Source organism: Halomonas cerina, from assembly GCF_014192215.1.
In the GTDB taxonomy this organism is placed as follows: domain Bacteria; phylum Pseudomonadota; class Gammaproteobacteria; order Pseudomonadales; family Halomonadaceae; genus Halomonas; species Halomonas cerina.
This window is the reverse complement of record NZ_JACHXP010000010.1, coordinates 1-23654: the sequence shown is the minus strand read 5'-3', so window position 1 is coordinate 23654 and position 23654 is coordinate 1. Positions and strand designations below refer to the sequence as shown.

The following is a 23654-nucleotide window of genomic DNA, read 5'->3' as shown; positions in this document are numbered from 1 at the left end:
CCCAAACTCAAGGGGGAGAACAAGAGATCGACCAAGCCACCCAAGGGTTTGGTACGGCCCAATTCACGTTAGGAATTGCTCCCATTGGCAGGTGCCTGCATGACCACGATGCCATTCATCCCGCGGTAGTACCGTGGTCGGCTCGGTGAACGGCAGGGTGTGTTTCTACGGCCTGCCCCCGACCAACATGCCGCTGGAGGGTTATAGTGGACCCCATCGTCAAGACAGAAATGGTCCGTATTTAAGCTAACGCCTCGGCCATGTCTGCAGCTGCCCAGCGCTGCCCTGTTGCCTCGTCCTGCACTGTCGCCCGCCGACACGAAAAGTGGTCGGGGATCGCGGCCCCGCCGTCCTGACCGTGAACGCATGAGTCGCTGGCCCATCTTTGCCCCGAGGCATCGCCCCCGAGTCGGTCAGCCGGCTCGGGGGCTTTTCGTTGGCGCTCGGTGCCTGTCTTGGCCTATTGCCCTCCGCACCGGCGCCACCGCTCACCTATGCAACCAGCAGGCCGAGCGGTGGTCGCGGCGCGGTTCGAAGTCGGGGGGATCCTCGACGTCGCACAGCCCGGCCATGAAGTGCGGGCAGCGCGGGTGGAAGCGGCAGGCCGCCGGCGGATGCAGCAGACTCGGGGGCTCGCCGGCGGGCACCTCGCGCAGCCGGGTGGCGTTGGCGGCGTCGGGGTCGGCGATGGCGGCGAGCAGCGCCTGGGTGTAGGGGTGCTGGGGGTGATCGAGCAGGTCGTCCACCGGCGCGCTCTCCACCACGCGCCCGGCGTACATCACGAAGATGCGCTCGGCGTAGTGGCGCACCGTGGAGAGATCATGGGTGATGAAGGCCAGCGTCAGCCCGCGCTCGCGCTGGATGTGCCGCAGGAGTTCGAGGATCTCCACCCGCACCGAGGCGTCGAGCATCGAGACCGGCTCGTCGGCGATCAGCAGCCGCGGAGCGAGGATCAGCGCCCGGGCGATCACCACCCGCTGCTGCTGGCCGCCGCTGAGCATGTGCGGGAACTGGCCGAGGAAGGCCTCGGCCGGCGACAGGCGCACCTCCTCCAGGGCCGCGCGGATGCGCCGCTCACGCTTGGCCCGGTCGCGCACCCCGTGCACGATCAGCGGCTCGGCGAGGATGCGCCGCACGTCCAGGAAGGGCGGCAGTGCGCCGTAGGGGTCCTGCTGCACGTAGCCCACCTCGGCCCTATACGCCTTGAGCGCGCGCCCCTCGAGGTCGCCGAGCGAGCGGCCGGCGAAGCGCACCTCGCCGCGCGTGGGGCGGTGCAGCCCGAGCAGGGTCCGCGCCAGCGAGCTCTTGCCGCAGCCGCTCTCGCCGACGAAGGCCACCGCCTCGCCAGGCGCCAGGGCGAACTCGACGCCGTCCACGGCCCGCACCGCGCCCACGCGCAAAAAGCCCCACTGGCGCAGTTCGAACCAGGTGTGCAGGTCGCGGGCGGCGATCAGCGGCGCCTTGTCATCGGCGCCATGGGTGGGGGGCGAGCTCATGCGCCACCTCCGGCCGGAGCATCGTCGGCGTGCAGCCAGCAGCGGGCCCGGTGGCGTTCGCCGAGCGAGAAGGCGGGCGGGTCCTTGTCGCAGCGCGCGAAGCGATACGGGCAGCGTTCGGCGTAGCGACAGCCGCCGGGCGGGACGACCAGGCTCGGCGGCTCGCCGGGGATCGCCTCCGGGCGGGCCCGCTGGTGCAGGCGCGGCACGCTGGCCATCAGCATCTGCGAATAGGGATGCGCCGGTTCGGTGAAGAAGCGCGCGGCATCGGCCACCTCGACGAGCTGGCCGGCATACATCAGCGCCACCCGGTCCCCCAACTCGCTGGAGGTGGCCACGTCGTGGGTGATCAGGATGAAGCTGGTACCCAGCTCGCGCTTGACCCGCTTCAGGGCGTTCATGATGCTCGCCTGGGTGAGCACGTCGAGCGCCGAGGTAGGCTCGTCGAGGATCACCAGCGCCGGCTCGGCGACCAGCGCCATGGCCAGCACGGCGCGTTGGCGCATGCCGCCGGAGAGCTCGAAGGGGTAGCGGGCCAGGAAGTCCGTGGACACCCCCACCAGCTCGAACACCTCCGCGGCCCTGGCCAGGGCCTTGCCCCTGGGCCAGCCGCGCAGCACCCGCAAGGGCTCGGCGACCTGTTCGCCGACCCGCACGACGGGATTGAGGGCGTTCATCGAGGCCTGCATGACCAGCGCCAGGCGCGACCACTGCACCTCGCGGCGGAAGCGCTCGTCGGGCAGCGCCGTGACGTCGACGCCGTCCAGGGTGACCCGCCCCGCCGTGTGGCGGACGTTGCGCGGCAGCAGGCGCATCAGCGCCTTGGCCAGCGAGCTCTTGCCGCAGCCCGATTCGCCGAGCACCACCAGCGCCTCCTGGCGGTGCAGGTCGAAGCTCACGCCGTCGACGGCATGCACCGCCCCCTGCCGGGTCTGGTAGTGCAGTTCGAGCGCCTCCACGCGCAGCAGCGTCCGGTCGCGCATCACAGGCTCCTCAGCCGCGGGTTGAAGACGCGGTCCAGCGCGAAGCCGAGCATGGCGAAGCCCAGCCCGGTCAGCATCAGCAGCACCGCCGGCGACACCACCCAGTAGTAGTAGCCGTTGTAGAGCGCGCTCTGCGACTGGGCATCGTTGAGCACCTTGCCCCAGGTGGGCAGCAGCGGGTCGCCCAGGCCCAGCACGGCCAGCGATGCCTCCAGGAACACGAAGGTGGGGATCAGGGTGACGAAGGTGGGGATCAACACCGGCAGGATGCGCGGAATCAGGTAGCGCAGCACGATGCGCGCATTGCTCGCCCCGTAGGCCTGGGCCGCCTCGATGTAGGGCGCCTCGCGGATCGGCAGCAGCATCGCCCGGTACATCTTGATGCCGGCGCTGAAGATGCCCAGCACCACCACCACGCCGAGCATCAGCCAGATGCTGGTCGAGTAGAGGGTGCCGACCATCACCAGGATGGGCAGGATCGGCAGGATCATGTTGACCTCGGTGAGCCGCTGGATGGTGGCATCGACCCAGCCGCGATACCACACCCCCACGGCGGCGATCACCAGGGTGGTGACGGTGGTGCCCACGGCCGCCAGCAGGCCGAAGGCGAGCGCCACCGGCGTGCCCCACATCAGCGCTAGGCGGAGATCCCGGCGCTGATGGTCGGTGCCGGCGATGCCGTGCACCCGGCCGTAGAGCACCAGCTCGGCGTCGAAGGCCGCCGTCTCGTCGAAGACCAGCACGTCCAGCAGCAGCGTATAGCGCCCGGGCAGCACCCGCGGCTCGGCGTCGGGTTCGTTCGCCGAGCCCGGCTCGGCCAGCAGGCCGATGTGGGGCACCAGCCCGCCCAGCCGACGCTCCAGCGCCCGGTCCTGGGACAGCGAGATGCGCTCCCGTGGTCCGATGCGATACCCGCCCAGCGCCAGCTCACGTCCGTCGGGCGTCTGCCAGCTCAGCCGCGCGAAGGGCGGCTGCGCATGGCCCGGGGCGCGCAGGAAGAGGTTCAGTTCGCTGGGAAAGTCGCCGGCATCGAAGTCGAAGGCGAGCGGGATGCGCAGGCGGCGCCCGCCCTCGAAGGCGCGCACCTCGACCGGCGCCGATTCGCTTGCGACGACCTGGGTGCGCGGCGCCTCGCCGCCGGTGAGGCGGTCGAGCCACAGCGGGGCCGCATTGACGGGATTGCGCTGCCAGGCCTCGCTGCCGCGCCACTTGGCCAGCGCCTCGCCGTAGGGGATGGCGATCGGCGTGTAGAGCGCCAGCGCCACCAGCGCGGCGATGATCGCGAGCCCCAGCAGCGCGGAGGGGTAGCGGCGCAATTCTCGCCACCCCTCCCGCCAGCGTGCGCCGCTCATCGCTGTCCTCCTTCCAGGCGCACCCGCGGGTCTAGCAGCGCGTAGAGGAGGTCGAGCACGAACACCGTCGCGGCCAGCAGGTAGGCGAAGATCACCACGCCACCGATGATCACCGGGGTATCGCGGTAACCGATGGCCTGGAAGAGCAGCGAGCCCAGCCCCGGCCAGTTGAACACCTGCTCGAGGATGATGGCGCCGCTCCACAGCCCGATCAGCATCAGCAGGAAACTGGTGACGATCGGCGACAGGGTGGGGCGCAGGATGTAGCGCCGTTCGATGAGCTCTGACGGCAACCCCTTGGCGCGGGCCATCTCCACGTAGTCCTCGCTGGAGTGGATCAAGAAGAAGGTGCGCCAGGAATAGATGGAGATGAAGATCTGCGACAGGAACATGGCCGCCACCGGCAGCAGCATGTGGCGCACCACGCTGGCGCCGTAGGCCCAGCCGTCTTCCGGCGGCGGCACGGCCACCATGCCGCCGGCGGGCAGCAGGGGCGCCACGAAGGCGAAAACGAGGATCAGGAAGATGCCGTAGAACCAGCCCGGCGCCGCCGAGGTCGGGGCCAGGGCGACCACGCTGCGATCCAGCGCGCTGCCGTAGCGCCGCGACAGGAACAGGGCCACGAACACCGAGACGAAGAAGACCAGCAGGTTGGCGGTACCGAACAGCAGCAGGGTCGCCGGCAGGCGCTCGACGATGATGTCGTAGACGTCGCGCGAGCCCCGGTCGCTGTGCATCTGCTCGGCACGCCCCAGGTCGAGGCGCAGCGCCTGCTGCAGGTAGTCGACGCTGCGCACCAGGAAGGGCTCGTCGAGGCGCAGCCGCTCGACTTCCAGCGCCACCTGCCGTTCGATCAGGGCATTGCGCTCATCGGCGGGCATGTCCTGGAAGGCGGGGTCGGCACGCACGGCCTCGGCGGCCTCACTGCGGATCTGCACGCGGCGCAGCTCGTCCACCTGCCCCCCCATGTTGGCGATGAGGATGGTCAGGTAGACCCCGACCAGCACGGTGACGAACAGCGCCAGCAGCCGCTTGACCGTGTAGAGCAGCAGGCGGCGCAGGTCGCGCCACCCGCCGCGGCGGGCGGAGGGCTCGGTGACGGCCGCTGCCTGCCGGGATCTCATGGCGAGGGCTCCGTGCCGCCGGGCGGCACCGTGGCGAAGACGTGCGAGGCGAAGGCCGGCAGGGCCACGCGGTGGCTGGTCACGGCGACCTCCAGGCGGTTGGCACCGACGCCCAGGCCGGCGAGTGCCGCCGGGGACGGGGCGATCCGCCAATGCCCGGGGGCGCTCGGTTCGGCCGCGCCGCGCTCGACCAGGGTCCCGCGGCCGTCGAAGAGCAGGAACTGCACCCGATCGATCGCCTCCGGCGGGTAGGGCTCGCCCTCCAGGGTCACCGCCAGGTGAAACGTCGCCGCGTCGCCCTCGTCCGCCGTGCCGAGCGCCGTGACCAGGGGACCGGCGAGGTCGAGTTCCGGAATGGCGGGACGGGTGAAGCCCAGCCACTTGTCGGCGGGGTCGGGGAAGTCGCGGAAGCGCTCGAGCACCAGGCTGCCCGCCACGGGATGGACCGAATCGAGCAGGAAGGGACCGTTGCCGACCCAGAAATGACCGCGCTGCGCCTGCCAGTCGGCGAGCGCTTGATAGCGGGCGGCGATCTCGTCCTCCTCGAGCAACTCGTCGAGCACGCCGGGGAAGGGCGACGCGGTGTGCTCGCGGGCCCGCTCTAGATGGCGGGCGAGGATCGGCACGCTGGGCCCGGCCACCAGGCTCATCCAGTCCACCCGCCGTCGGTCCGCCTTGTTGGAAGAGAACGCCAGCTCCCCCTGGCGCTCGGCGAAGATCCCCAGGGCCAGGATGTGCCACGGCTGCGGCCCGGGCGCGCGAGTGGCCACCAGGGTCTCGGCATCGGGGAAGACCTGATCGCTGAAGACCTCGATGACCAGCGGGTCGCGGGAGACGATGCGCCAGCCGCGGAAGTGGCGTTGGAAGACCTCGAAGGTGGGCAGGTAGGCAGGGTCGAAGAGCCGGCTCGCCTCGTCGGCCCGGGCGAAGGTCAGGATCCACGGCAGCACGAAGTCGGCCAGCGACAGCGGCGAACCGTCGTGCCAGCGCTGCGCGAACAGCTCCGCATCGTAGCGCACCCGGACCCGGGTTCGGGCGGTGACGGGCGCGTCGTGGGCCTCGCCGACGCTGACGAAGCGACCCGCCTCGACGTCCCAATCGATCCAGGCGTCGTCCGGCACGACGATCTCCGCCGCCGTCGAGACGCTCAACCAGTCGAGAGTGCGCGCGACCGTCACTTCCTCCTGCACGGTCACCGCGGCTTGCGCGATGCGCTGGGGGCGATAGAGCCCGGTAAAGGGGTCGGGCAGCGCCACCGGGTCCTGGGTCGCGCGCATGATCATCTGGTCGAAGATCCAGTTGCTGCCCGCCACCGGGTTCCACGGCTCGGTCAAAAGCCCCGGCGTGCCGAACACCATGCGCCCGCCCACCCGGTCGGCATAGCGCAGGGTGTAGGGCCAGAGCGCCGAGCCGGCGAGCCCTCCGGCGAGATCGACGGCCACCTCGACGTTGGCGGCCCGCGCCGAGGCGTTGAGCTGGTCGACCAGCCAGATCCGCGACGAATCCTGCATGGCCAGCTCCAGCGCCCGCGCCATCATCGCCTGGCGTTCTTCCCAGTCGCGGTAGTCGCGGCGGTGCAGGCGGTCGGCGAGTTCGTCGAATGCCGGGGCCGGCTCGTAGGCCTGCCACAGGGGCTCGGCACGTCCCCGGGGGGTGTAGTAGAAGCTGAAGACCTCCGCCTGATCGCGCTGGACCTCGATGCTGATCCAGCTGCCGGTGTAGAGGTGCCATTGCCCGGCCTTGGGGTCCGTGGCGATCCAGATCCGCGAGGCCTCCTCGGCGGTGCGATAGCGGCGTTCGACGATGAAGCCCAGCGCCTGCAGCAGGTTGGCGACATAGTCGCCGACCTGGCGGCGTTGGTCTTCGGTGCGGATCAGCACGATCAGGCGCACCGGCTCGCTTTCGTAGTGCCACAGGCCCTCGCGAAGCTGCGCGCCGAGTGCTGCCATCTTGCGGTGGATCACCTCGCGGGCGGCGTCGGGGTCATGGGCGTAGCGCAGCTCCAGCTCCCGGGCCACGGCGGCCAGGCGGGCATAGTCGGGAAAGGCGGTGGAGAGCGGCAGGAAACGCGGCTCGGCCAGGCCGCCATAGAGTTCCTGGGCGATATACTCGCGATCCACCAGGCGGTTGAGCGCCTCGCGAATGGCCGGCACATGGAAGGGATTGAGGGTGCCGTCGGCCAACTCCGGCCCGGCCGGGTTCAGGGTCAGCTCACTAGAGGTGCCGTAGGAGAGGTCGTAGCCGGTGGCGAGCGAATCGCGCAGCCGGCGGAAGACGGCGGGATTGGAAATGCCCTGGGTGAAGACCTGATGGGTGCCCGCTTCGATCAGGCCCGTGACTCGGCCCGCCTCATCCTCGCGGGTGAACACGACCTGATCCACCAGCGCCCCGCGACGGGAGCGGAGATCCGCCGCCGCGCTCTCCTGGCCCATGGCCGGCACGCTCGACGGCGCCGGCTGATGCAGTGCCACCGCGACCACGCCCACCAGGATCAGTGTCGCGCCAAGAAACAACAGACGTCTCATCGGCGCTCCGTCGGTCATACCCCGGTTGCCTGCCTCTCCCTACACCCTAGGCGAGTTCGGCCATCCGGGATAGACAATCGGGAAAAGGTCCCATTTTCTCGATTCATCGCATTTCACTGGGAAGCGGCTGGCGTAACCGGATGACTGGTAGGGGGGATAAGCGTTAGCGCATCCACCACGTCCCGGCTCGGGGCCCGCCGTCTCTCGTCGAGGGAGCACTCTTCAGGGCCGGTCCGATGTTTCGGCGAGGAACGATGGGGAGTAGCAATGAGGGAAAGACCCCATTTCCTCCAATGCCAGCGCCGCCGACAGCAACACCGTGATGACCAGCCACCACACTCGTATCCAGCGTCCCTTGATCACCATTCACGGAAGGCGTCTGTCGGACTCGACCGATCATGGCGAGCGACACCCATGTCGAGACACGACGATCGATCGGATGAGTCGAATGGCCCGCTATATTCACGAATCAGGCGCCTGAGCAGTATGGTTCAGGCTGGCACGGTCCGCAGTAGCCACCCATCTCAGGGGAGCAGGACGATGAATCCTTACCTTCTCGCGCTAGGTGCGCTGATCGTGCTGCTGGCGCCTGCCGCTTGGGCGGAGCGGATCGTCACTGCCCGCTATGCCGAGCCGGTCGAGCGATACGGGCACTTCGCCCTGGGGCGGCCGCATGAATACGCGCGCCTGGTCGCGACCACCGATGCCGGGCGAGACGCGGTGTTGGAGCTGCCCAGCGATGAGGTGTTCGAGGACCTTGTGCCGCGTCTCGTGCAGTTGACAGAGCAGTCGCCGCCGGCCTTGCTGGTGATTATCAGTGCCCGTGACAGCGGGTCGCGACTGGCGCTCGTCGGCCTCGGCCACCGCCAGCTCGAGATGCTGGCCCAGTCGGCTCCCATCGGCCAGCCGAACCGCTGGCTTAACCCGGTCGGCGTCGCCGACCTGAGCGGCAACGGTGAGGCGGAGATCGCCGCAGTGACGACCCCCCACATCGGCGGCGTGCTGAGGGTCTATCGACGTCGCGGTGAGCGTCTGGTGGAGATCGACGCGCTGAGCGGCTTTTCGAACCATGCCTATGGTTCGCCAGAGCTGGATCTGTCGAAGCCCGCGTTGATCGATGGGCACATGCAACTCCTGATACCCGATGAGCGGCGGAAAAACGTGCGTGCCATCGCGCTGAGCGACGTGGGACTGATCGAAACCGACCGTTGTCGGCTCAGCGAGCCGATCACCGGGCCGGAAGCCCTGCATGACTGCGAGCACCGTCTGAACCAGGCGACTCGGCCACTGCCCGATGCTCGAGAGAGGGGATGCCTGTGGCCACAATGACGATATCGCCACTACTGATGCTGCTGGGCTTGCCCCTGGTGATGCCGACCATGACCGAAACGTCGCTCCCACCAGTGCGGCCAACCACGTTCCCGCCGCGCCGGAGCAGGCTGGGCTGTGCAACTGGCAGATGGTGGACGTCTGAGCCTGCCGTCGATGCAGGTGATGGGGGGTCTCGGCAAGTCGACGTGCGCCGACAGATTCGCAAAGCGCCTAGACTGGAAGTTGCCACGCGGCCGGGAGGAGACGACATGCTGCTCGAGGGTTCCTGTCACTGCGGCGCGGTGCGCTTCAGCGTCGACTCGCTCCATCCTTATCCTTACCAGCGCTGCTACTGCTCCATCTGCTGCAAGACGGCGGGTGATGGCGGCTATGCCATCAACCTGAGCGGGCGCGCCGAGACGCTCCGGGCGAGGCGCGGGAAAACGACAAGTGCTTCGCCGGCTACCCTGAGGAGAGCATCGCCGAGTGGCACCGACGACTGGAGGTGGAGGAGGGAGAGGAATAACACCGGTGGCTGCTCGGTCCTGAGGCGGGATGACTGTGGCGGCCACTCTTCTCCTGGCGTTAGCCAACGGGCGCTTTGCCTCCGCCGTTACACCTGCTTAGGCTTGTCCAAAGGCCGCTGAAGATGGCCGGGTAACGCAGCAACAAGAAATGAAGGGACTACCGCACGGATGGCAGAGGCCACCGCGGCGTGCAGGGTAGGGGCGGTAGCGTGCCCGGTGTTTCTGACTTTCCTTTTTCCTAGAGGACTGCGCACGCCGGCAAAGCCCTTGCCCAGCACATGCGTGTAGATCTGGATGGTTTCCACGCTCTTGTGTCCGAGTAACTCCTGTACCGTGCGGATATCCGTGCCCTGGCTCAGCAACTGGGTGGCGAAGCTGTGTCGCAGGGTGTGACACGAGCCGGGGCCCGGCAGCGAAGCGGCTCGCATGGCGTGTTTGTCGCGCCACTTGCGTGGCCACCTGGTCAGTGCCCTGCGCCAGGCCGCCAAGGCCGGCGACCTCCACCGGATCAGGCGGGCCGGTGACGTCGATGATCGACTCAACGCCCTGATGGCCACCGAGTGGGTGGTCTACAGCAAGGACTGTCTCGAGCACACGCACGCCGTGGTCCGCTACCTGGCGCGCTACACGCGCCAGATCGCCATCAGCAACGCTCGGATCCTCGCCATGGGCGACCACCAGGTGACCCTGCGCTACAAGGACTACCGCGACCGCGAGCGACACAAACAGCTCGTCCTCGATGGTGAGGAGTTCGTGCGCCGCTTCCTACTCCATGTCCTGCCCAAGGGGCTGATGCGGGTCAGTCACTACGGCTTTCTGGCCAATCGCTGCCGGCGACGACGCCTGGCACAGATCCGCCTGGCGCTGGCGGTCGTCGAGACGGCACCGGATGCCGATACTGCCGTCGGCGACTTGGAGCCAACCTACACTTGCCGACACTGCGGGCAACCGACACTGCGGGTGATCGGGACCCTCACGCCCCGGCGACTCACACGCGGCCGACCACCCAACCACAAGGCGCAACGCTATTGAGCATGAAGTAACGCCATACGACCACAACGAACTCGGCGATCCGGCCCGCTCGCGGGCCATGGCGACACTCGTCCCGTTGATCCGCCTCATTCATCAGGGCGCCGAATGAGGGTGTTGAGCCAAGGGGTTGCCGGTATCGGCCCACTTCAACGTCGTGCGGCCGTTTGGTAGCCGGTTGATCTATACCCGACTCGGCTTTTGGCCGGCCTTTTTATAGCTTTTAGAAATCAATGTCGATCGCCGGCACAGCCGTGGCCGTCGACCTCCACTGTGGTCGCCTTGCCTGCTGCATGGAACGTGGTGACGCCGAAGATCAGACCAGAGCCGTCAGCCGAGGCAGTCCCTTCAGCAAGGTGGGCCACCATTTGTCGGCGGCATCGCCGAGGTGCACGGTGATGCGCCGGGCGTGTACCGTCAGCGTGGCCGCGACCTTGAGCACCTGTTCGCGCATCCGCATCATGCTCCAACCCTATAGCGTCCGGCTCTCCAGCAGGCGCCTCAGCCCATGCAGAACCTGATAGGCGTAGAGGCTCAGCAGCAGGCTCACCTCGTTGCGGGCCATAACGTCCTGGACGGTGGAGGCGCCGCGATCGGTCGACGAGAGATGCACATCCAACGCCGACTTCACCTCGCCCATGTGTGCTTCGGCGCTGCCGCGCTTGCGGTAGAGCGCCAGGACCCTCTCCGGCGGCCAGTCGAATTTGCCGAGGTTGGTGACCAGGAAGAAGGCATGCAGCAGCAGGTCATCGGGGCGTTCCTGTACCACCAGCACCACACGCCGTGGCGCCGGCCAGGAACCGGCTTGGTACTCAAGGTCGTGGCACCATTCTCGAGGGTGCTCGGGTGGACGACCTCGCGGCCGCTTCAGGTACGGCGCCGCCAGCTTTTGGAGGCCCGAGTGACTGCGCAGCCGTCCCAGGTACTCGATGCCGCGATCTTCCAGGGCCTCCAGCGTGTCGTTGTCGGTGAAGCCCGCATCGATGCGCACCCGGACACTGGCCCCGGTACTCTCGTTGAGCCGCCGTACCAAGTGCGGGATCCAGGTATCGGCATTCTCGGCTGGGCCGGCATTGCCCTCGCGCAGCAGGCCACCGACCATGTCGCCGGTCTCGGCCAGCGAGGCGATCAGCGGCGAGTAGATACGTGCCCCATAAAGCCCATGAAACGCCGAGCCGCCCTGGTGGCCGTGGACCTCGATCGGCAAGCCATCGATGTCCAAGGTCAATTGCTCGGGGCGTTCGCCATTCTTCAGCGAGGTCAGACGCCAGACCACCAGTCGCAGCAGGCCCTCGTGCACGGCATCGATGTTGTCGTTGCGGCCCAGGCAGGTCAGCAGCGGCGACAGCGTGGCTTGAGATGGCCGATCTTGGGCCAAGGGTGTCATCCCGCGCGCATCGCTGCAGGCCAACTGCCAGAGCGGGTCACGGCGCAGCGTGTCGGTATCGCTGAGGTCGATCCAGCCCATCGCACGCTGCAGCACCAGGGTTCGCAGCTGATTGGCCAGCGAGTGACGGATGCGCAGCGGATGGCGTCGATCAACCAGATGGTCTTCCAGCGCCTCGATCACGCCGCTGCGATCGAGGGCTTCGCGCAGCAGTAACGCGCCCGAATCACTGCTCGTGGCGTGGCCACTCAGCTGGACGCTGACAGAGCCGTTGCAGGAGGGAGTCCAGGGAGATACGCTTTCACCCATGGCGAATGGCCTCTTGGAATCGTGTTCTTGCCGGAACAGACTGATTCCGTTAGAGAATACCATTCGCGTGCGCCAGGCGAAGCCTGGTCACCCGGAAACAGGCTCAGTGCCTGCAGAAAGGGTGAAATGAACCCCAGTGGGTGCAATTCCCACCCGGCCAAGGGTAGCCGCCATCCGGTAGCGAGTCTTGCGCAGCGTCGGGTAACCGCCGCTGTGAAGCGTAGGCAGCAAGTGAGTAGGCCGTGTCATTGAGCCCCGAAATTTTCACCATGCGATCGCCGACGCCCTGCGGATAGCGGAAGGCAACACGAACTCACCGAACAGGCTTGGTGAGAGAGGGTCGCCGGGGTCATTAGAGCAGGGCATGCTCACACAGGGGGTTCCCAGGAACCTGGGAGGCCCATTTCCCTCCTTCGATTCAACAACGCCAGGTACGGGAGCCACCTGACCCCAAGCTCCCTGGCCCAGCGCTGTAGTGACCGGCGGTGATGGGAGCGAAACAACAGTCACTCAGAAGGTATGGCACGGCAAGGGCAGCGAGCCGGCCAGATGGGGGAATGGGAGTCGGAGCCACCCATAGTACTCATGAAAGCGGAGAACCGGCTCGACGGGACCCGGTGGAGGGAAGGGGTGGCCAACCATCAGAACCGCATGAGGGCAACATGACAGGTGCTCAGGAACCTGAGGTCATGTCCACGAAACAAGTGCGGATAGCAGCGCTGGCAGAGCGCTTCCCGCAGCGTGCCTTCACGTCACTGGCGCATCATATCGACGCCCAGTGGTTGAAGACGGCCACCCTGATGACCCGCCGCGACGGTGCCGTCGGGATCGATGGCCAGACGGCGGACGACTTCGCGAACGACTCCGAGGCCAACATCCAGCGTCTGCTGGAATCGGCCAAGAGCGGGTGCTATCGGGCGCCGCCGGTGCGGCGTGTCCATATCCCCAAGGGGGATGGGCGCACCACACGGCCGATCGGCATTCCCACCTTCGAAGACAAGGTCCTGCAACGTGCCGTGGTGTCCCTGCTGGAGCCCCTCTACGAGCATGACTTTCTGGACTGTTCGTACGGCTTTCGGCCGGGACGCTCGGCGCACCAGGCCATCAAGGCGGTGTGGGATGGCCTGTCGTCGATGGGAGGTGGCTGGGTCATCGACCTGGACATCCAGGCTTTCTTCGACACGATCGACCACCGGCACCTGCGTGACTTTCTGCAGCAACGAGTGAAGGACGGTGTGATCCTCCGCCTGATCGGCAAGTGGCTCAAGGCCGGGGTTCTGGAAGATGGGCAATAGCAGAAGGGTGAGTTAGGCAGCCCGCAAGGGGGTGTGATATCCCCGTTGCTGGCGAACGTCTATCTCCACTACGTGCTGGATGAGTGGTTTGAGGAAGACGTCAAGCCACGCCTGCGCGGACGCGCGTTCGAGGTACGTTTCGCCGACGATGCCGTGCTCGCGTTCAGCAGCGAAGCCGACGCCCGCAAGGTGCTGGAGGTGCTGCCCAAGCGCTTCGCGCGCTTCGGTCTCACCCTGCACCCGACCAAGACCCGTCTGGTGAGGTTCCGCCCGCATCGAGATCAGCGTGTCGAGACCTTCGACTTTCTGGGCTTCACCCACTACTGGGGGAAGTCACGCCGCGGGCTCTTGGTTATCAAGCGCAAGACGGCGAAAAGATAGGTTTCGGCGTGGGCTCAAGCGCATCGCGCAGTGGTGCCGGTGGAACCGTCATTTGCCGATTCGGGAACAGCACAGGAAGTTGAGTCGTAAGGTCCAGGGCCACGTTGCCTACTATGGTATTCGCGGCAACATGCGGTCCATACAGACGTTTCGCCATCGGGTGAAGTGGTGTTGGATCAAATGGCTGAGCCGGCGATCCCAAAAGGCAAATATTGTGTGGCGGAAAGCGCTTCAACTCTTCAAGGTACTGCCGTTCCCCAAGGCGAGGATTGTGCACCAATGCTGATCCTTCAGCGAAACTGATGGTTGAAGAGCCGGATGCGTTAATTGCGCATGTCCGGATCTGTGGGGGGCCGGGTCGGGCGATCGCCCGGTCTACCCGACTATCTTCGTTTTCAGGCCTGCCTCATGAATAAGCCGGGGTTGATGGATTTTGATCAATCGGCGCGCTACGTTGGGAAAATTGGGTCCGGAGGAGAGGGGGATCATGACTCACATCACTGCCCGAACGCGTCACACCAGATCTGTGCCCGCGCGACCTGAGGCATCAGGTCGCACTCCGGCAAATACAATACCCTATAGAAGCTGTATAGCAGCCTGATGGGCGGTTTAGTCCAATGGGCATTTATTCGCCATGCTCCGCTCGGCGAATAAATGCTGAACAGTTAAGTGAAAGGAATTGAAATCTGATGATTGAGTTCCTTAAGTTTTTCCTTCCTTTAGCTGGAGCTGTCGTCGCGTGGTTCGTGAACGAGCGACGAAAGAGGTATTGGGAGGAATATCAGCGGAAAGAAGATAGGTATCAGGAGCTGATAAAATCATTAAAGGGGTTCTATGTTAGTAGCTGGACAGCTGATGAAAGCAAACACCTTAAAAATCATTTTATAGATCAGCTCAACTTATGTTGGATGTATTGTCCAGACGACGTAATCCGAAAGGTATACGCATTCATCGACACCGTCCACACTGATAGGCAGGCTTCACACCAGGAAAAAGAAGAGGCTTTGGGTGCATTGATTTTGGCAATTCGGAAAGACCTCATTAGCCGCAAAATATTGTCCGATACAAAACTGGAGCCGAGAGAATTTCGGCACCTGACATCCACTTAACTAATGCATCAACGGAACCGGTTTGTTCCGCTGCTGCTCCACAAACCGGCCCGTTATGCCTGCGTTAGAATGCAACGAGGCTAATAGAGAGGCCCATGACCTATCACTTCCACGAATCGCAGCTGCGAGTATTTCGAAAGTATGCTAGGCAGGAACGCAATCGTAAGCAACTTTCGAAGACTATAGTGCTCGTCTTGGAGCATCTGTTGCCAACGACGGAGGAAATGCTCTATCACCTGAATGACGCTGGAGCAGAGTTCGGCGCGGTACTTGCCAAGCCTTACTCCATCGACCCCGGTGTGCGAAGGCGGATGGAGGACAAGGGCTTTCCAACATACTTCAAATCCTACAAGGAACTTGAAGAGACGGATTTTCTCGACCGGCTTCTGCAAGAAGCGCTCAAAAATGCGAAAGCTAACGGTAAACGCATACTGATTGTTGATGTTGGCGGCTACTTTGCCGCGCCACTCTCTAGGCTTTCCCGAGAAGCCCTTGACCTCGAGTTGTTCGTTGGCGTCGTCGAAGATACGACCTTCGGGCACAACCGGTATCTTGATGCCGCTGCATCAATAAAGATTCCGATATTCTCAGTCGCAAGAAGTGTGCTGAAAGAGATTGAAGCGAGATTTGTGGGCAGAGATGCAGTTCTCGCAATGGACTACACTCTCCGCAAGAGTGGAATTTCACTTTCAGGACGCAACGCGCTAGTTATCGGATACGGAATGATCGGAAAGAATGTAGCGCGCGCGCTACGGTCCGCTGATCTAAGCGTATATGTATATGATAAGCATGATTTTAAGAACTTAGGCGCCTTTATCGATGGCTACAGCGTCCATAAGAAACGAGAGCTAATTAAGCACGCAGACATAATATTTTCGGCAACTGGCGACCCAAATGGTGCGATGACATACGAAGAGATCGAGGAGTGTCGAAACAATGTCATCTTAGCTAGCGTTGGGTCTAAAGATACCGAGTTCGATGTTTCAGAGGTGCGTGACCAAGCGCTTGGCGTGGTGCCATTAGGTGACGCTCTCGAGGAATATAAATTGCCACACTCAAGAAGCGTTGTGGTGGCTAAGAATGGTGCGGCCGTCAACTTCATTCTTCCAAGTATTCCTAACGAGATTCTTGATCTTGTTTTCTCCGAAATATTGCTTTGCAGCATGTTGCTATTAAAGCGGCGCGACAAATATGTGCCTGGATTTGTGCATGAGTCCCCATATAGCTTCTTGAACGAAGTTTCGCGGGATTGGCTGCGTTTCGTTAATTCATAGGATTAAAATGTCAAAGAACGTTGAACTCAAGGCGAAGATTGAAAACCACAATTCGGTTGTCTATCGGCTCAAACAACTGGATGCGAAGGGGCCATATGTCCTTGACCAAGTGGACAGTTACGTCCGTCTCCGCGTTGGCAGGCTCAAGCTTCGTAGTGTAAATGGAAGCAATGGGGAGATTATCTTCTACAGGCGCGCGGATCGTGCTGGCCCCAAAACCTCGTCGTACTGGAGAGTTCCATTAGGCATACTGTATTGGCCGTTGCGTTTGTCTCTTATAACAGTTGGCGGTTTTTACGTTACGGTTAGAAAGCGTAGAAGCTTATACTTCATCGGGCAGACAAGAGTCCATGTGGATGAGGTTGCGGGGCTTGGAAACTTTCTGGAACTTGAGGTAGTGCTATCGGCGGAGGAAACTGCCGGCTACGGAACAAGAATCGCCAATAGTCTTATGAAGAACTTAGGTGTCGAGCCGCATCAGCTATTGTCCGGGTCGTATTCGGACATGCTGGAGGAATTGCACTCTAACTGCGGAAGAAACTGCCGGCTACGGGACAAGAATCGCCAATAGTCTTCTGAAGAACTTGGGTGTCGAGCCGCATCAGCTATTGTCCGGGTCGTATTCGGACATGTTGGAGGAATTGAACTCTAACTCAGGCGTTAACAAAAGAATGGTTGAAACGACCTTTCTTGCACTAGAATATATGCTGCCGGTAATCGCTCTTTCTCACCGTGTATTTTATTTCTGGCTGTTGCCGATCGTCATCTGTTGCCTTCTCGCTCCCAGCCTGAGCTACTCTGACGATCTGAGACTACAGAGTCTCAGCCTACGCGCACGAATTTCAGAGCAGACCTTGCTGGGAGAAGAGGCGCCGGAAGATTTTGAGGAGTACGACCTGTCGGCTAACTTCGAGCTATCATGGAAGCGCTACTCCACGTCAGGCTGGGGGATGGACACCCGTTTGATGGCGAGTGCCGGGATTTTGCGGGGAGCGGGGAGAAATGCTTTCGCCGTTTCTCTCATCCCGGAGTTGACGCTGGGGAGTGAAGACGGGCGTTTTATCCTGGATGTGGGGGCAGGTGGAGCACTGTTCAGTCGGTATCGCTTTGGGACGCAGGATTATGGCGGACCTTTCCAGTTTGCCCTGACCTCCGGTATCAGTATTCCTTTATATAAAAAGCTGGGGCTTGGCTATCGGTTTCTTCACTATTCCGATGCCGGCGTTAATGGATCAGACACGACCGGGGCAGACTTTCACATGATAGAGTTCAGCTACAGATTTTGATCATCGTCGGCATGACGCCGTCGGCGCCTCTCACGCAGACGGCAGGGACTCTCTCACTGGCATGCGCCAGTAGCATCATGAGGCCCTTCAGCCAACGTCAGGGCTTCGGGCCGGAGCGGGGCATTCCCCCGGATCGCCCGGGTTGGCGATTTTTTGACCACTCGCCCAAGACGAAGGGCCGGAAAAGCTGGATAATGGCGGGTTACGCGCTACGCCCGCCTGAAACCACAAATCCGGTGCTTTGTCAATGGAAATCAAGGTCAACTATCTCGACAACCTCCGGCTGGAGGCCAAGTTCGATGACTTCACCGTCATCTCCGACCAGCCGATCCGCTACAAGGGCGACGGCTCGGCCCCCGGCCCCTTCGACTACTTCCTGGCCTCCTCGGCCATGTGCGCGGCGTACTTCGTCAAGGTGTACTGCAACGCGCGGGACATCCCCACCGAGAACATCCGGCTGTCGCAGAACAACATCGTCGACCCGGAGAACCGCTACAACCAGATCTTCAAGATCCAGGTGGAACTGCCGGCGGATCTTTCCGACAAGGATCGCCAGGGCATACTGCGCGCCATCGACCGCTGCACGGTGAAGAAGGTCGTGCAGACCGGGCCCGAGTTTCAGATCGAGACCGTGGAGAACATCGACGAGGACGCCCAGGCGCTGTTGCAAGGTAAAGTGCTGGGCTCGCCGCAGGACGACGCGAATGACGAGAAAGGCACCTGGATCGAGGGCAAGGACCTGCCGCTGGAGCAGACCATCGCCAACATGACCGCGATCCTCGCCGATCTGGGCATGAAGATCGAGATCGCCTCTTGGCGCAACATCGTGCCTCACGTGTGGTCGCTGCACATCCGCGACGCCGCCTCGCCGATGTGCTTCACAAACGGCAAGGGCGCCACCAAGGAGAGCGCGCTGTGCTCGGCGCTGGGCGAGTTCATCGAGCGGCTGAGCTGCAACTTCTTCTATAACGACCAGTTCTTCGGCGAGCGGGTCGCGGGCAGCGCCTTCGTTCACTATCCGAACGAGGAGTGGTTCCAGCCCGGCCCCGATGACGCGCTGCCGGCGGGCATCCTCGACGAGTACTGCCGGGCGATCTATGACCCGGAGGGGGAGCTTCGCGGCTCGAACCTGATCGACACCAACTCCGGCCAGACGGCGCGCGGCATCGTCTCGCTACCCTTCGTGCGCCACTCGGACGGCGAGGTGGTCTACTTCCCGTCGAATCTGATCGAGAACCTCTACCTCAGCAACGGCATGAGCGCCGGCAATACCCTGCACGAGGCGCAGGTACAGTGCCTGTCGGAGATCTTCGAGCGGGCGGTGAAGAAGCAGATCATCGAGGAGGAGCTGGCGCTGCCGGACGTGCCCCAGGAGGTGCTGGCGCGCTACCCGGCCATCGTCGAGGGCATCGAGGCGCTGGAGGCCCAGGGCTTCCCGGTACTGGTCAAGGATGCCTCGCTGGGCGGGCAGTTCCCGGTGATGTGCGTCACCCTGATGAACCCCAAGACCGGCGGTGTCTTCGCCTCCTTCGGGGCGCACCCGAGCTTCGAGGTGGCGCTGGAGCGCAGCCTCACCGAACTGCTCCAGGGCCGCAGCTTCGAGGGCCTCAACGACTTCCTGCCGCCGACCTTTAATTCACTGGCCGTCACCGAGCCCAACAACTTCGTCGAGCACTTCATCGACTCCTCGGGGCTGGTTTCCTGGCGCTTCTTCAGCGCCCGGCCGGACGTCGACTTCGTCGACTGGGACTTTTCCGGGACCAACGCGGAGGAGGCGTCGACCCTGTTCGGCATCCTCGAGGAACTGGGCCTCGAGTCCTACATCGCCGTCCATGAGGACCTGGGCGCGCCGGTGTGTCGCATCCTGGTGCCCGGCTTCTCCGAGGTCTACCCGGTGGAGGACCTCATCTGGGATAATACCAACAAGGCGCTGCTGTTCCGTGAGGACATCCTGCACCTGCACGAGCTCAGCGACGCGCGGCTGAGTGATCTGCTTGAGCGCCTGGAAGAGAGCCAGATCGACGACCACCAGGACATCATCACCCTGATCGGCATCGAGTTCGACGAGAACACCGAGTTGGGCCAGCTCACCATCCTCGAGCTGAAGCTGCTGATCAACCTGGCACTGGGCCAGCACGAGGAGGCGCTGGAGCGGGTCGACATCTTCCTGCAGTACAACGACAACACCGTGGCGCGCAATCTCTTCTATCGCGCCGTGAGTGCGGTACTGGAGATCCTCCTCGATGACGACCTGGAACTGGAGGACTTCCTGTACAACTTCCGGCGCATGTTCGGCGAGGCGACCATGAACGCCGTGGTGGGCTCGGTGAACGGCGACGTTCGCTTCCACGGCTTGACGCCGACCAGTCTGGCGCTGGAGGGGCTGGAGAAGCACCAGCGCCTGATCGAGAGCTACCGGAAGCTGCATGCGCACCGTGCCGCCAGGGCCGGCCTCTGACCATCGGAGCCGTATCCACCATTGGCCTGTCATGAAAAAGCCCTCGAGCCAGGCGACTGGTTCGGGGGCTTTTCTTTATCTGATTACGCCTATTGATTCCCTATCCCCGAATAAGAAGCGACCTTCACCAAGGTAACGCCTCAACCCTTTTCCGTCGATATCGATTTCACCGACGCTCAGGGGCATGCATACTGTTGTTGGTAAGTGGCGATTGACCGGCTCGGCCAATCGCCGGTGGCAAGCTATAGAGAGGTCAGGTGTTACCGAAGTCGGCGGCCTTTTCCTCGATATGGATAGGCTCTTCGGGCTCCTCTCCGACATGTTCCGCCAACGCTTTCTTGCTGCGCTTTTCGATGATGAGATAGAGGACGATACCGACACCCAATCCCCAGGTGGCACCGTAGACCGCCAGTACGACCCCCATGGTGCCGGCGACCCCCATGGCGGTGGCGTTCTTGACCTGCTCCACCCCGACACTGATGCACAGGTAGCCGGTGATCAGCAGGGTGATGGAGAGGGCGATCGGCAGTACCGGCTTGAACAGGGTGACCAGGGGCAGCAGGAACAGTGCGAGAAAACCGACGATCCAGAACACTCCCGCGCCGCTGTAGATGGTGTCCATGGCCGACCGGCCGTAGCGATAGCGCTCGGCGATGGTGGCCATGGCGCCGGTGAAAAGGGGACCGGCCAGGCCAGGGTAGGGGGCGAACAGACTGTGAAGGAGGTTGCGGATGCCAGTGATGATATGCACCCGGTCGACGTTGACTTCGATCTTCTCGTCGGGACGCAGGTGATCGACCCGGGCCAACAGGCTCTGGCCAACGATGATATCGCCGAAGGCGATGATGTAGGCGATGATCGCGGTGGGAATCGCCATCCATAGGATATCCAGGCCGGGGAAGCCTACCGTGAAGGGCAGGTAGTTCCACATCTCGGCGAAGGCCGGAGAGGAGAGGCCGAATTCCACCGCCGGCAGGGGGTATTCGCTGATCATCCAGCCGATTCCCATGGCGACTAGAGTCCCGGGGACCATGCCGTAGCTGGAGATGATCTTGGCCCAGCGGTGCTTCTCGATCAGATCGCGGAAGGAGAGGGAGAACAGCATGTAGGCGGTGACCGCAAAGCCGATGCTCAGCGCCCAGGGGGTATTGGCCAGGCGGCCGCCCTCGGCGATCTCGCCGGTGATGGCGGCGATGCCGGCGCCGATCAGGATGCCGGCCTTCATGGAACTGGGGAAGAGGTTGACCAGCTTGGTGCCTAGGCGGGTGATACCCAGGAAGAAGAAGATGAACGTCATCACCAGTTGCAGCCCCACCAGGGCCCTGATGGCCTCGGGACCGGGCTCGAACTGGCCGATGAACAACAGGACCACCGGGATGGCGGGGGTGATCCAGCCGGGGACGAAGGGGCTTCCCAGCAGGTTGGGCAGCATGAAGCCGATGCCGCAGACCACCACGAACGCCAGGGCCACCTCGTAGGGCAGGGCCAGGTATTTCTCCAGCAGCGGGATCATGGCCATGGCGACGACGAACATGATCAGGGCCTGGATGGTTTCCGCACTTTCCCAGCGGTAGTGGATAAAGGGTAGACGGATCTTGAAAGGACCGGCCGCCCAATAAGGATGTTCCTCTCCGTATTTCCGATTCATCAAAGACATCGTGGCCTCCTCGTATTTATTGTAGGGATATAAGAGTTTTGCTTTTAAAGACGCTCCTGGTTGAGCGGGAGTGTTCGGGATTGCGTCATCGTTTTGCGATTTCATCGGGTGATCGGTTTGATATTAAGTACTCATGTTGTTTTACTAACCGTATCCCACATGACGTCACACTGAATGCAGGCTACCCGGAGTCAATCAAGGGGGTAAAGTGATCGTTCCTAAGCATTTGGCTTATTTTTTTTCATTCAGCCCTTCCCGCCTAACTCGCTTCCCCTTCGCTCTTTCCCTCCATCACAGTGTCGGCTGGCGGGCGACGGGCCTGGGGGCCAGCTTTCACATTAGCTGGACTAACCCACCTGGTTAGCAATCGTCGTTTTACGGGTGTCTCTCGGATCGCTTAGCCTGCGGGCATGCTCAGGAGGTTTTTCTATGTCAGTCCATCAGTCCGTCATTCGTTGGCAGCGTGCCCCCCACGAAAGCGATGCCAGCACCTATTCGCGTAATCATCGAGTTACGTTGAACGGTGAACAGCAGGTTGATGTTTCCGCGTCGGTCGAGTTCAAGGGCGATCCAGGCTGTGCCGACCCGGAACAAATGCTGATCAGCGCGGTGTCCAGCTGTCATATGCTGTTTTTTCTGGCCATCGCCGATTTTCAGGGTTACCAGGTCGAATCCTATGAGGACGATCCGGTTGGCTATCTGGAGCGCAACGATAAAAAGGGGATGGAGGTGACGCGTATCGAATTGTCACCGCGCATCACCTTCGGGGGTGATAAAATGCCCGACCAGAAAGCGATATCCCGAATGCACGCCGGTGCCCACAGGAATTGTTTTATCCGTAACTCGATCACCGCCGAGGTGACGATCAATGATGTTTAATCAGCCATTCCTGGCGGGAGTCACTTATGAATCACAGTCAATCTTCGGAAGATATTCTTCTCAGGGAAAATAAAGACGGGGCCGTCTACCTCACGTTGAATCGCCCGGATAAATTCAACACCCTGTCCGACGCGCTGCTGACCGCCTTGCAGCGGGAGCTGGAGGCGATCGCCGCCGACCCTGCCGTCCGCTGTGTGGTGATCGGCGGCAATGGGCGGGGGTTTTGCGCCGGTCACGACCTGCGGGAGATGCGTGCCAATCCCGACCAGGCCTATTACCAGGCGTTGTTTCGCCGCTGCAGCCGGGTGATGCAGAGTGTCGTCGCCCTGCCGGTCCCGGTCATCGCCAAGGTCCAGGGCATGGCCACGGCGGCGGGGTGCCAACTGGTGGCCAGCTGCGATCTGGCCATCGCCGGGCAATCGGCCAGCTTCGCGGTCTCGGGCATCAACGTGGGGCTGTTCTGCTCGACCCCGGCCGTCGCGCTGTCACGCAGCGTCTCCCCCAAGCGGGCGTTCGACATGCTGGTGACAGGCGAATTTATCGATGCGGAGACGGCAGTGGCGTGGGGACTGCTGAGTGCCGTCACCGAGGACGACGACCTGGACGCCGCCGTTGACGACAAGGTGGCACAGATCCTGAGCAAGAGTCCGGCGGCGGTACGCTTCGGCAAGGCCATGTTCCATCCCCAGCGTCAGATGGCGTTGGCCGATGCCTACGACTTCGCCGGTGATGTGATGGCGGAGAACATGATGAGCCCCGATGCAGGCGAGGGGATCGATGCCTTTCTCGGCAAGCGTCAACCCGTCTGGGAGCAGCCGGGGAAGTAGTGCCACTGTGCCGTGGGAACGCTCAGGCCGCGGCCCCTATGGCGGCATGGTCGTCGATCAGCGTGGTGACGGCTGAACAGCGAATGGCTCGTACCGCCGTCGTGGCGGTAGAAAGGTCGGGTTATGAACCCTTCCCTAAAATAACAGGGGTTGATCCATGAATGATATTTGCCATTTCAATGAGGCTCTCGAGAAAACCGCGGCGAATCATGTTGCGCTGTCTCCCTTGAGCTTCATCAAACGGGCGGCCGCTGTTTATCCCGACAGGACGGCGCTGATCTACCACGAGACGCGTTACACCTGGCAGCAGACCTATGCCCGCTGTCGTCGACTGGCATCCATGTTGCAAGATTTCGGCATCACCCGGGGCGATACGGTGGCCGTCATGTTGCCGAATGTCCCGGCCATGTACGAAGCCCACTTCGGGGTGCCCATGGTGGGCGCG

16 protein-coding genes and 4 pseudogenes are annotated in these 23654 nt (G+C 63.0%); 11 read left to right on the top strand and 9 right to left on the bottom strand.

The genetic code is table 11. The annotated features are described in order from the left end of the window. Positions 1-488: 488 nt before the first annotated feature. From FHR94_RS11010 to FHR94_RS10990, 5 genes are read right to left on the bottom strand one after another with little or no spacing between them, the layout of a single operon-like run. On the bottom strand, positions 489-1496 hold the full coding sequence (locus FHR94_RS11010; protein ID WP_183325778.1) for an ABC transporter ATP-binding protein: 1008 nt from the start codon (positions 1494-1496) through the stop codon (positions 489-491). Then, positions 1493-2479, bottom strand: coding sequence for an ABC transporter ATP-binding protein (locus tag FHR94_RS11005; protein ID WP_183325777.1), 987 nt, complete (start codon positions 2477-2479; stop codon positions 1493-1495). Before FHR94_RS11005 ends, FHR94_RS11010 begins: the two co-directional genes overlap by 4 nt. After that, entirely contained in the window at positions 2479-3831 is a 1353-nt protein-coding gene (locus FHR94_RS11000; protein ID WP_183325776.1) for an ABC transporter permease, read from the bottom strand. The genes FHR94_RS11005 and FHR94_RS11000 overlap by 1 nt, the downstream gene beginning before the upstream one ends. Beyond that, entirely contained in the window at positions 3828-4955 is a 1128-nt protein-coding gene (locus FHR94_RS10995) for an ABC transporter permease (RefSeq protein WP_183325775.1), read from the bottom strand. Before FHR94_RS10995 ends, FHR94_RS11000 begins: the two co-directional genes overlap by 4 nt. After that, positions 4952-7480 carry an ABC transporter substrate-binding protein gene (locus FHR94_RS10990; RefSeq protein ID WP_221188456.1) on the bottom strand — a complete coding sequence of 843 codons (2529 nt, stop codon included), beginning with the start codon at positions 7478-7480 and terminating at the stop codon, positions 4952-4954. The genes FHR94_RS10995 and FHR94_RS10990 overlap by 4 nt, the downstream gene beginning before the upstream one ends. A gap of 576 nt (positions 7481-8056) precedes the next feature. Between FHR94_RS10990 and FHR94_RS10985 the strand changes: the two genes are divergently transcribed. Together FHR94_RS10985 and FHR94_RS20150 are read left to right on the top strand one after the other, a co-directional pair. After that, the gene (locus FHR94_RS10985; RefSeq protein ID WP_183325773.1) at positions 8057-8809 is read left to right on the top strand and encodes a hypothetical protein; all 753 of its coding nucleotides are present in this window, start codon (positions 8057-8059) and stop codon (positions 8807-8809) included. Then, positions 8791-9438: a GFA family protein gene (locus tag FHR94_RS20150; protein ID WP_484494477.1), complete on the top strand. Its 648-nt coding sequence runs from the start codon at positions 8791-8793 to the stop codon at positions 9436-9438. The genes FHR94_RS10985 and FHR94_RS20150 overlap by 19 nt, the downstream gene beginning before the upstream one ends. Here FHR94_RS20150 and FHR94_RS20080 read toward each other — a convergent pair. After that, complete coding sequence (locus FHR94_RS20080) at positions 9405-9623, bottom strand: hypothetical protein (RefSeq protein WP_425485374.1); 219 nt, start codon at positions 9621-9623, stop codon at positions 9405-9407. The two genes, FHR94_RS20150 and FHR94_RS20080, sit on opposite strands and share 34 nt — an antisense overlap. A gap of 30 nt (positions 9624-9653) precedes the next feature. Then, positions 9654-9746: pseudogene (locus FHR94_RS20075) on the bottom strand (hypothetical protein); the annotation flags it as partial. Positions 9747-9753: 7 nt separating this feature from the next. Here FHR94_RS20075 and FHR94_RS10975 point away from each other — a divergent pair. Further along, positions 9754-10350: pseudogene (locus tag FHR94_RS10975) on the top strand (IS91 family transposase); the annotation flags it as partial. 313 nt (positions 10351-10663) lie between these two features. Here the strand turns inward: FHR94_RS10975 and FHR94_RS10970 are convergent. Beyond that, positions 10664-12082 (bottom strand): annotated as a pseudogene (locus FHR94_RS10970) (IS1380 family transposase). 449 nt (positions 12083-12531) lie between these two features. Here FHR94_RS10970 and ltrA point away from each other — a divergent pair. From ltrA to FHR94_RS10945, 5 genes and pseudogenes are all read left to right on the top strand, one after another. Further along, a pseudogene (gene ltrA / locus FHR94_RS19665) lies at positions 12532-13719 on the top strand (group II intron reverse transcriptase/maturase). A gap of 1204 nt (positions 13720-14923) precedes the next feature. Beyond that, positions 14924-16102 carry an adenosylhomocysteinase gene (locus FHR94_RS10960; RefSeq protein WP_183325770.1) on the top strand — a complete coding sequence of 393 codons (1179 nt, stop codon included), beginning with the start codon at positions 14924-14926 and terminating at the stop codon, positions 16100-16102. 7 nt (positions 16103-16109) lie between these two features. Beyond that, complete coding sequence (locus FHR94_RS20070; RefSeq protein WP_183325769.1) at positions 16110-16673, top strand: class IV adenylate cyclase; 564 nt, start codon at positions 16110-16112, stop codon at positions 16671-16673. A 58-nt stretch (positions 16674-16731) separates the two neighbouring features. Next, positions 16732-17388, top strand: coding sequence for an acyloxyacyl hydrolase (locus FHR94_RS10950; protein WP_183325768.1), 657 nt, complete (start codon positions 16732-16734; stop codon positions 17386-17388). A gap of 247 nt (positions 17389-17635) precedes the next feature. After that, positions 17636-19846: an OsmC domain/YcaO domain-containing protein gene (locus FHR94_RS10945; protein ID WP_183325767.1), complete on the top strand. Its 2211-nt coding sequence runs from the start codon at positions 17636-17638 to the stop codon at positions 19844-19846. A 253-nt stretch (positions 19847-20099) separates the two neighbouring features. Here the strand turns inward: FHR94_RS10945 and FHR94_RS10940 are convergent, their stop codons facing one another. Next, complete coding sequence (locus FHR94_RS10940) at positions 20100-21503, bottom strand: solute carrier family 23 protein (protein WP_183325766.1); 1404 nt, start codon at positions 21501-21503, stop codon at positions 20100-20102. A 429-nt stretch (positions 21504-21932) separates the two neighbouring features. Between FHR94_RS10940 and FHR94_RS10935 the strand changes: the two genes are divergently transcribed. From FHR94_RS10935 to FHR94_RS10925, 3 genes are all read left to right on the top strand, one after another. Beyond that, on the top strand, positions 21933-22382 hold the full coding sequence (locus FHR94_RS10935) for an OsmC family protein (RefSeq protein ID WP_183325765.1): 450 nt from the start codon (positions 21933-21935) through the stop codon (positions 22380-22382). Between the two features lie 26 nt (positions 22383-22408). Then, the gene (locus FHR94_RS10930) at positions 22409-23209 is read left to right on the top strand and encodes an enoyl-CoA hydratase (RefSeq protein WP_183325764.1); all 801 of its coding nucleotides are present in this window, start codon (positions 22409-22411) and stop codon (positions 23207-23209) included. A gap of 157 nt (positions 23210-23366) precedes the next feature. Beyond that, positions 23367-23654: AMP-binding protein (locus tag FHR94_RS10925; protein WP_183325763.1), on the top strand; the 288-nt coding region annotated here is incomplete at its 3' end.

Excerpts from the sequence above, each read along its gene's own strand:
- FHR94_RS11010 (WP_183325778.1), bottom strand. The coding sequence starts at position 1,496 with ATGAGCTCGCCCCCCACCCATGGCGCCGATGACAAGGCGCCGCTGATC.
- FHR94_RS11005 (WP_183325777.1), bottom strand. The coding sequence starts at position 2,479 with ATGCGCGACCGGACGCTGCTGCGCGTGGAGGCGCTCGAACTGCACTAC.
- FHR94_RS11000 (WP_183325776.1), bottom strand. The coding sequence starts at position 3,831 with ATGAGCGGCGCACGCTGGCGGGAGGGGTGGCGAGAATTGCGCCGCTAC.
- FHR94_RS10995 (WP_183325775.1), bottom strand. The coding sequence starts at position 4,955 with ATGAGATCCCGGCAGGCAGCGGCCGTCACCGAGCCCTCCGCCCGCCGC.
- FHR94_RS10990 (WP_221188456.1), bottom strand. The coding sequence starts at position 7,480 with ATGAGACGTCTGTTGTTTCTTGGCGCGACACTGATCCTGGTGGGCGTG.
- FHR94_RS20150 (WP_484494477.1), top strand. The coding sequence starts at position 8,791 with ATGCCTGTGGCCACAATGACGATATCGCCACTACTGATGCTGCTGGGC.
- FHR94_RS10960 (WP_183325770.1), top strand. The coding sequence starts at position 14,924 with ATGACCTATCACTTCCACGAATCGCAGCTGCGAGTATTTCGAAAGTAT.
- FHR94_RS20070 (WP_183325769.1), top strand. The coding sequence starts at position 16,110 with ATGTCAAAGAACGTTGAACTCAAGGCGAAGATTGAAAACCACAATTCG.
- FHR94_RS10950 (WP_183325768.1), top strand. The coding sequence starts at position 16,732 with ATGTTGGAGGAATTGAACTCTAACTCAGGCGTTAACAAAAGAATGGTT.
- FHR94_RS10945 (WP_183325767.1), top strand. The coding sequence starts at position 17,636 with ATGGAAATCAAGGTCAACTATCTCGACAACCTCCGGCTGGAGGCCAAG.
- FHR94_RS10940 (WP_183325766.1), bottom strand. The coding sequence starts at position 21,503 with ATGTCTTTGATGAATCGGAAATACGGAGAGGAACATCCTTATTGGGCG.
- FHR94_RS10935 (WP_183325765.1), top strand. The coding sequence starts at position 21,933 with ATGTCAGTCCATCAGTCCGTCATTCGTTGGCAGCGTGCCCCCCACGAA.
- FHR94_RS10930 (WP_183325764.1), top strand. The coding sequence starts at position 22,409 with ATGAATCACAGTCAATCTTCGGAAGATATTCTTCTCAGGGAAAATAAA.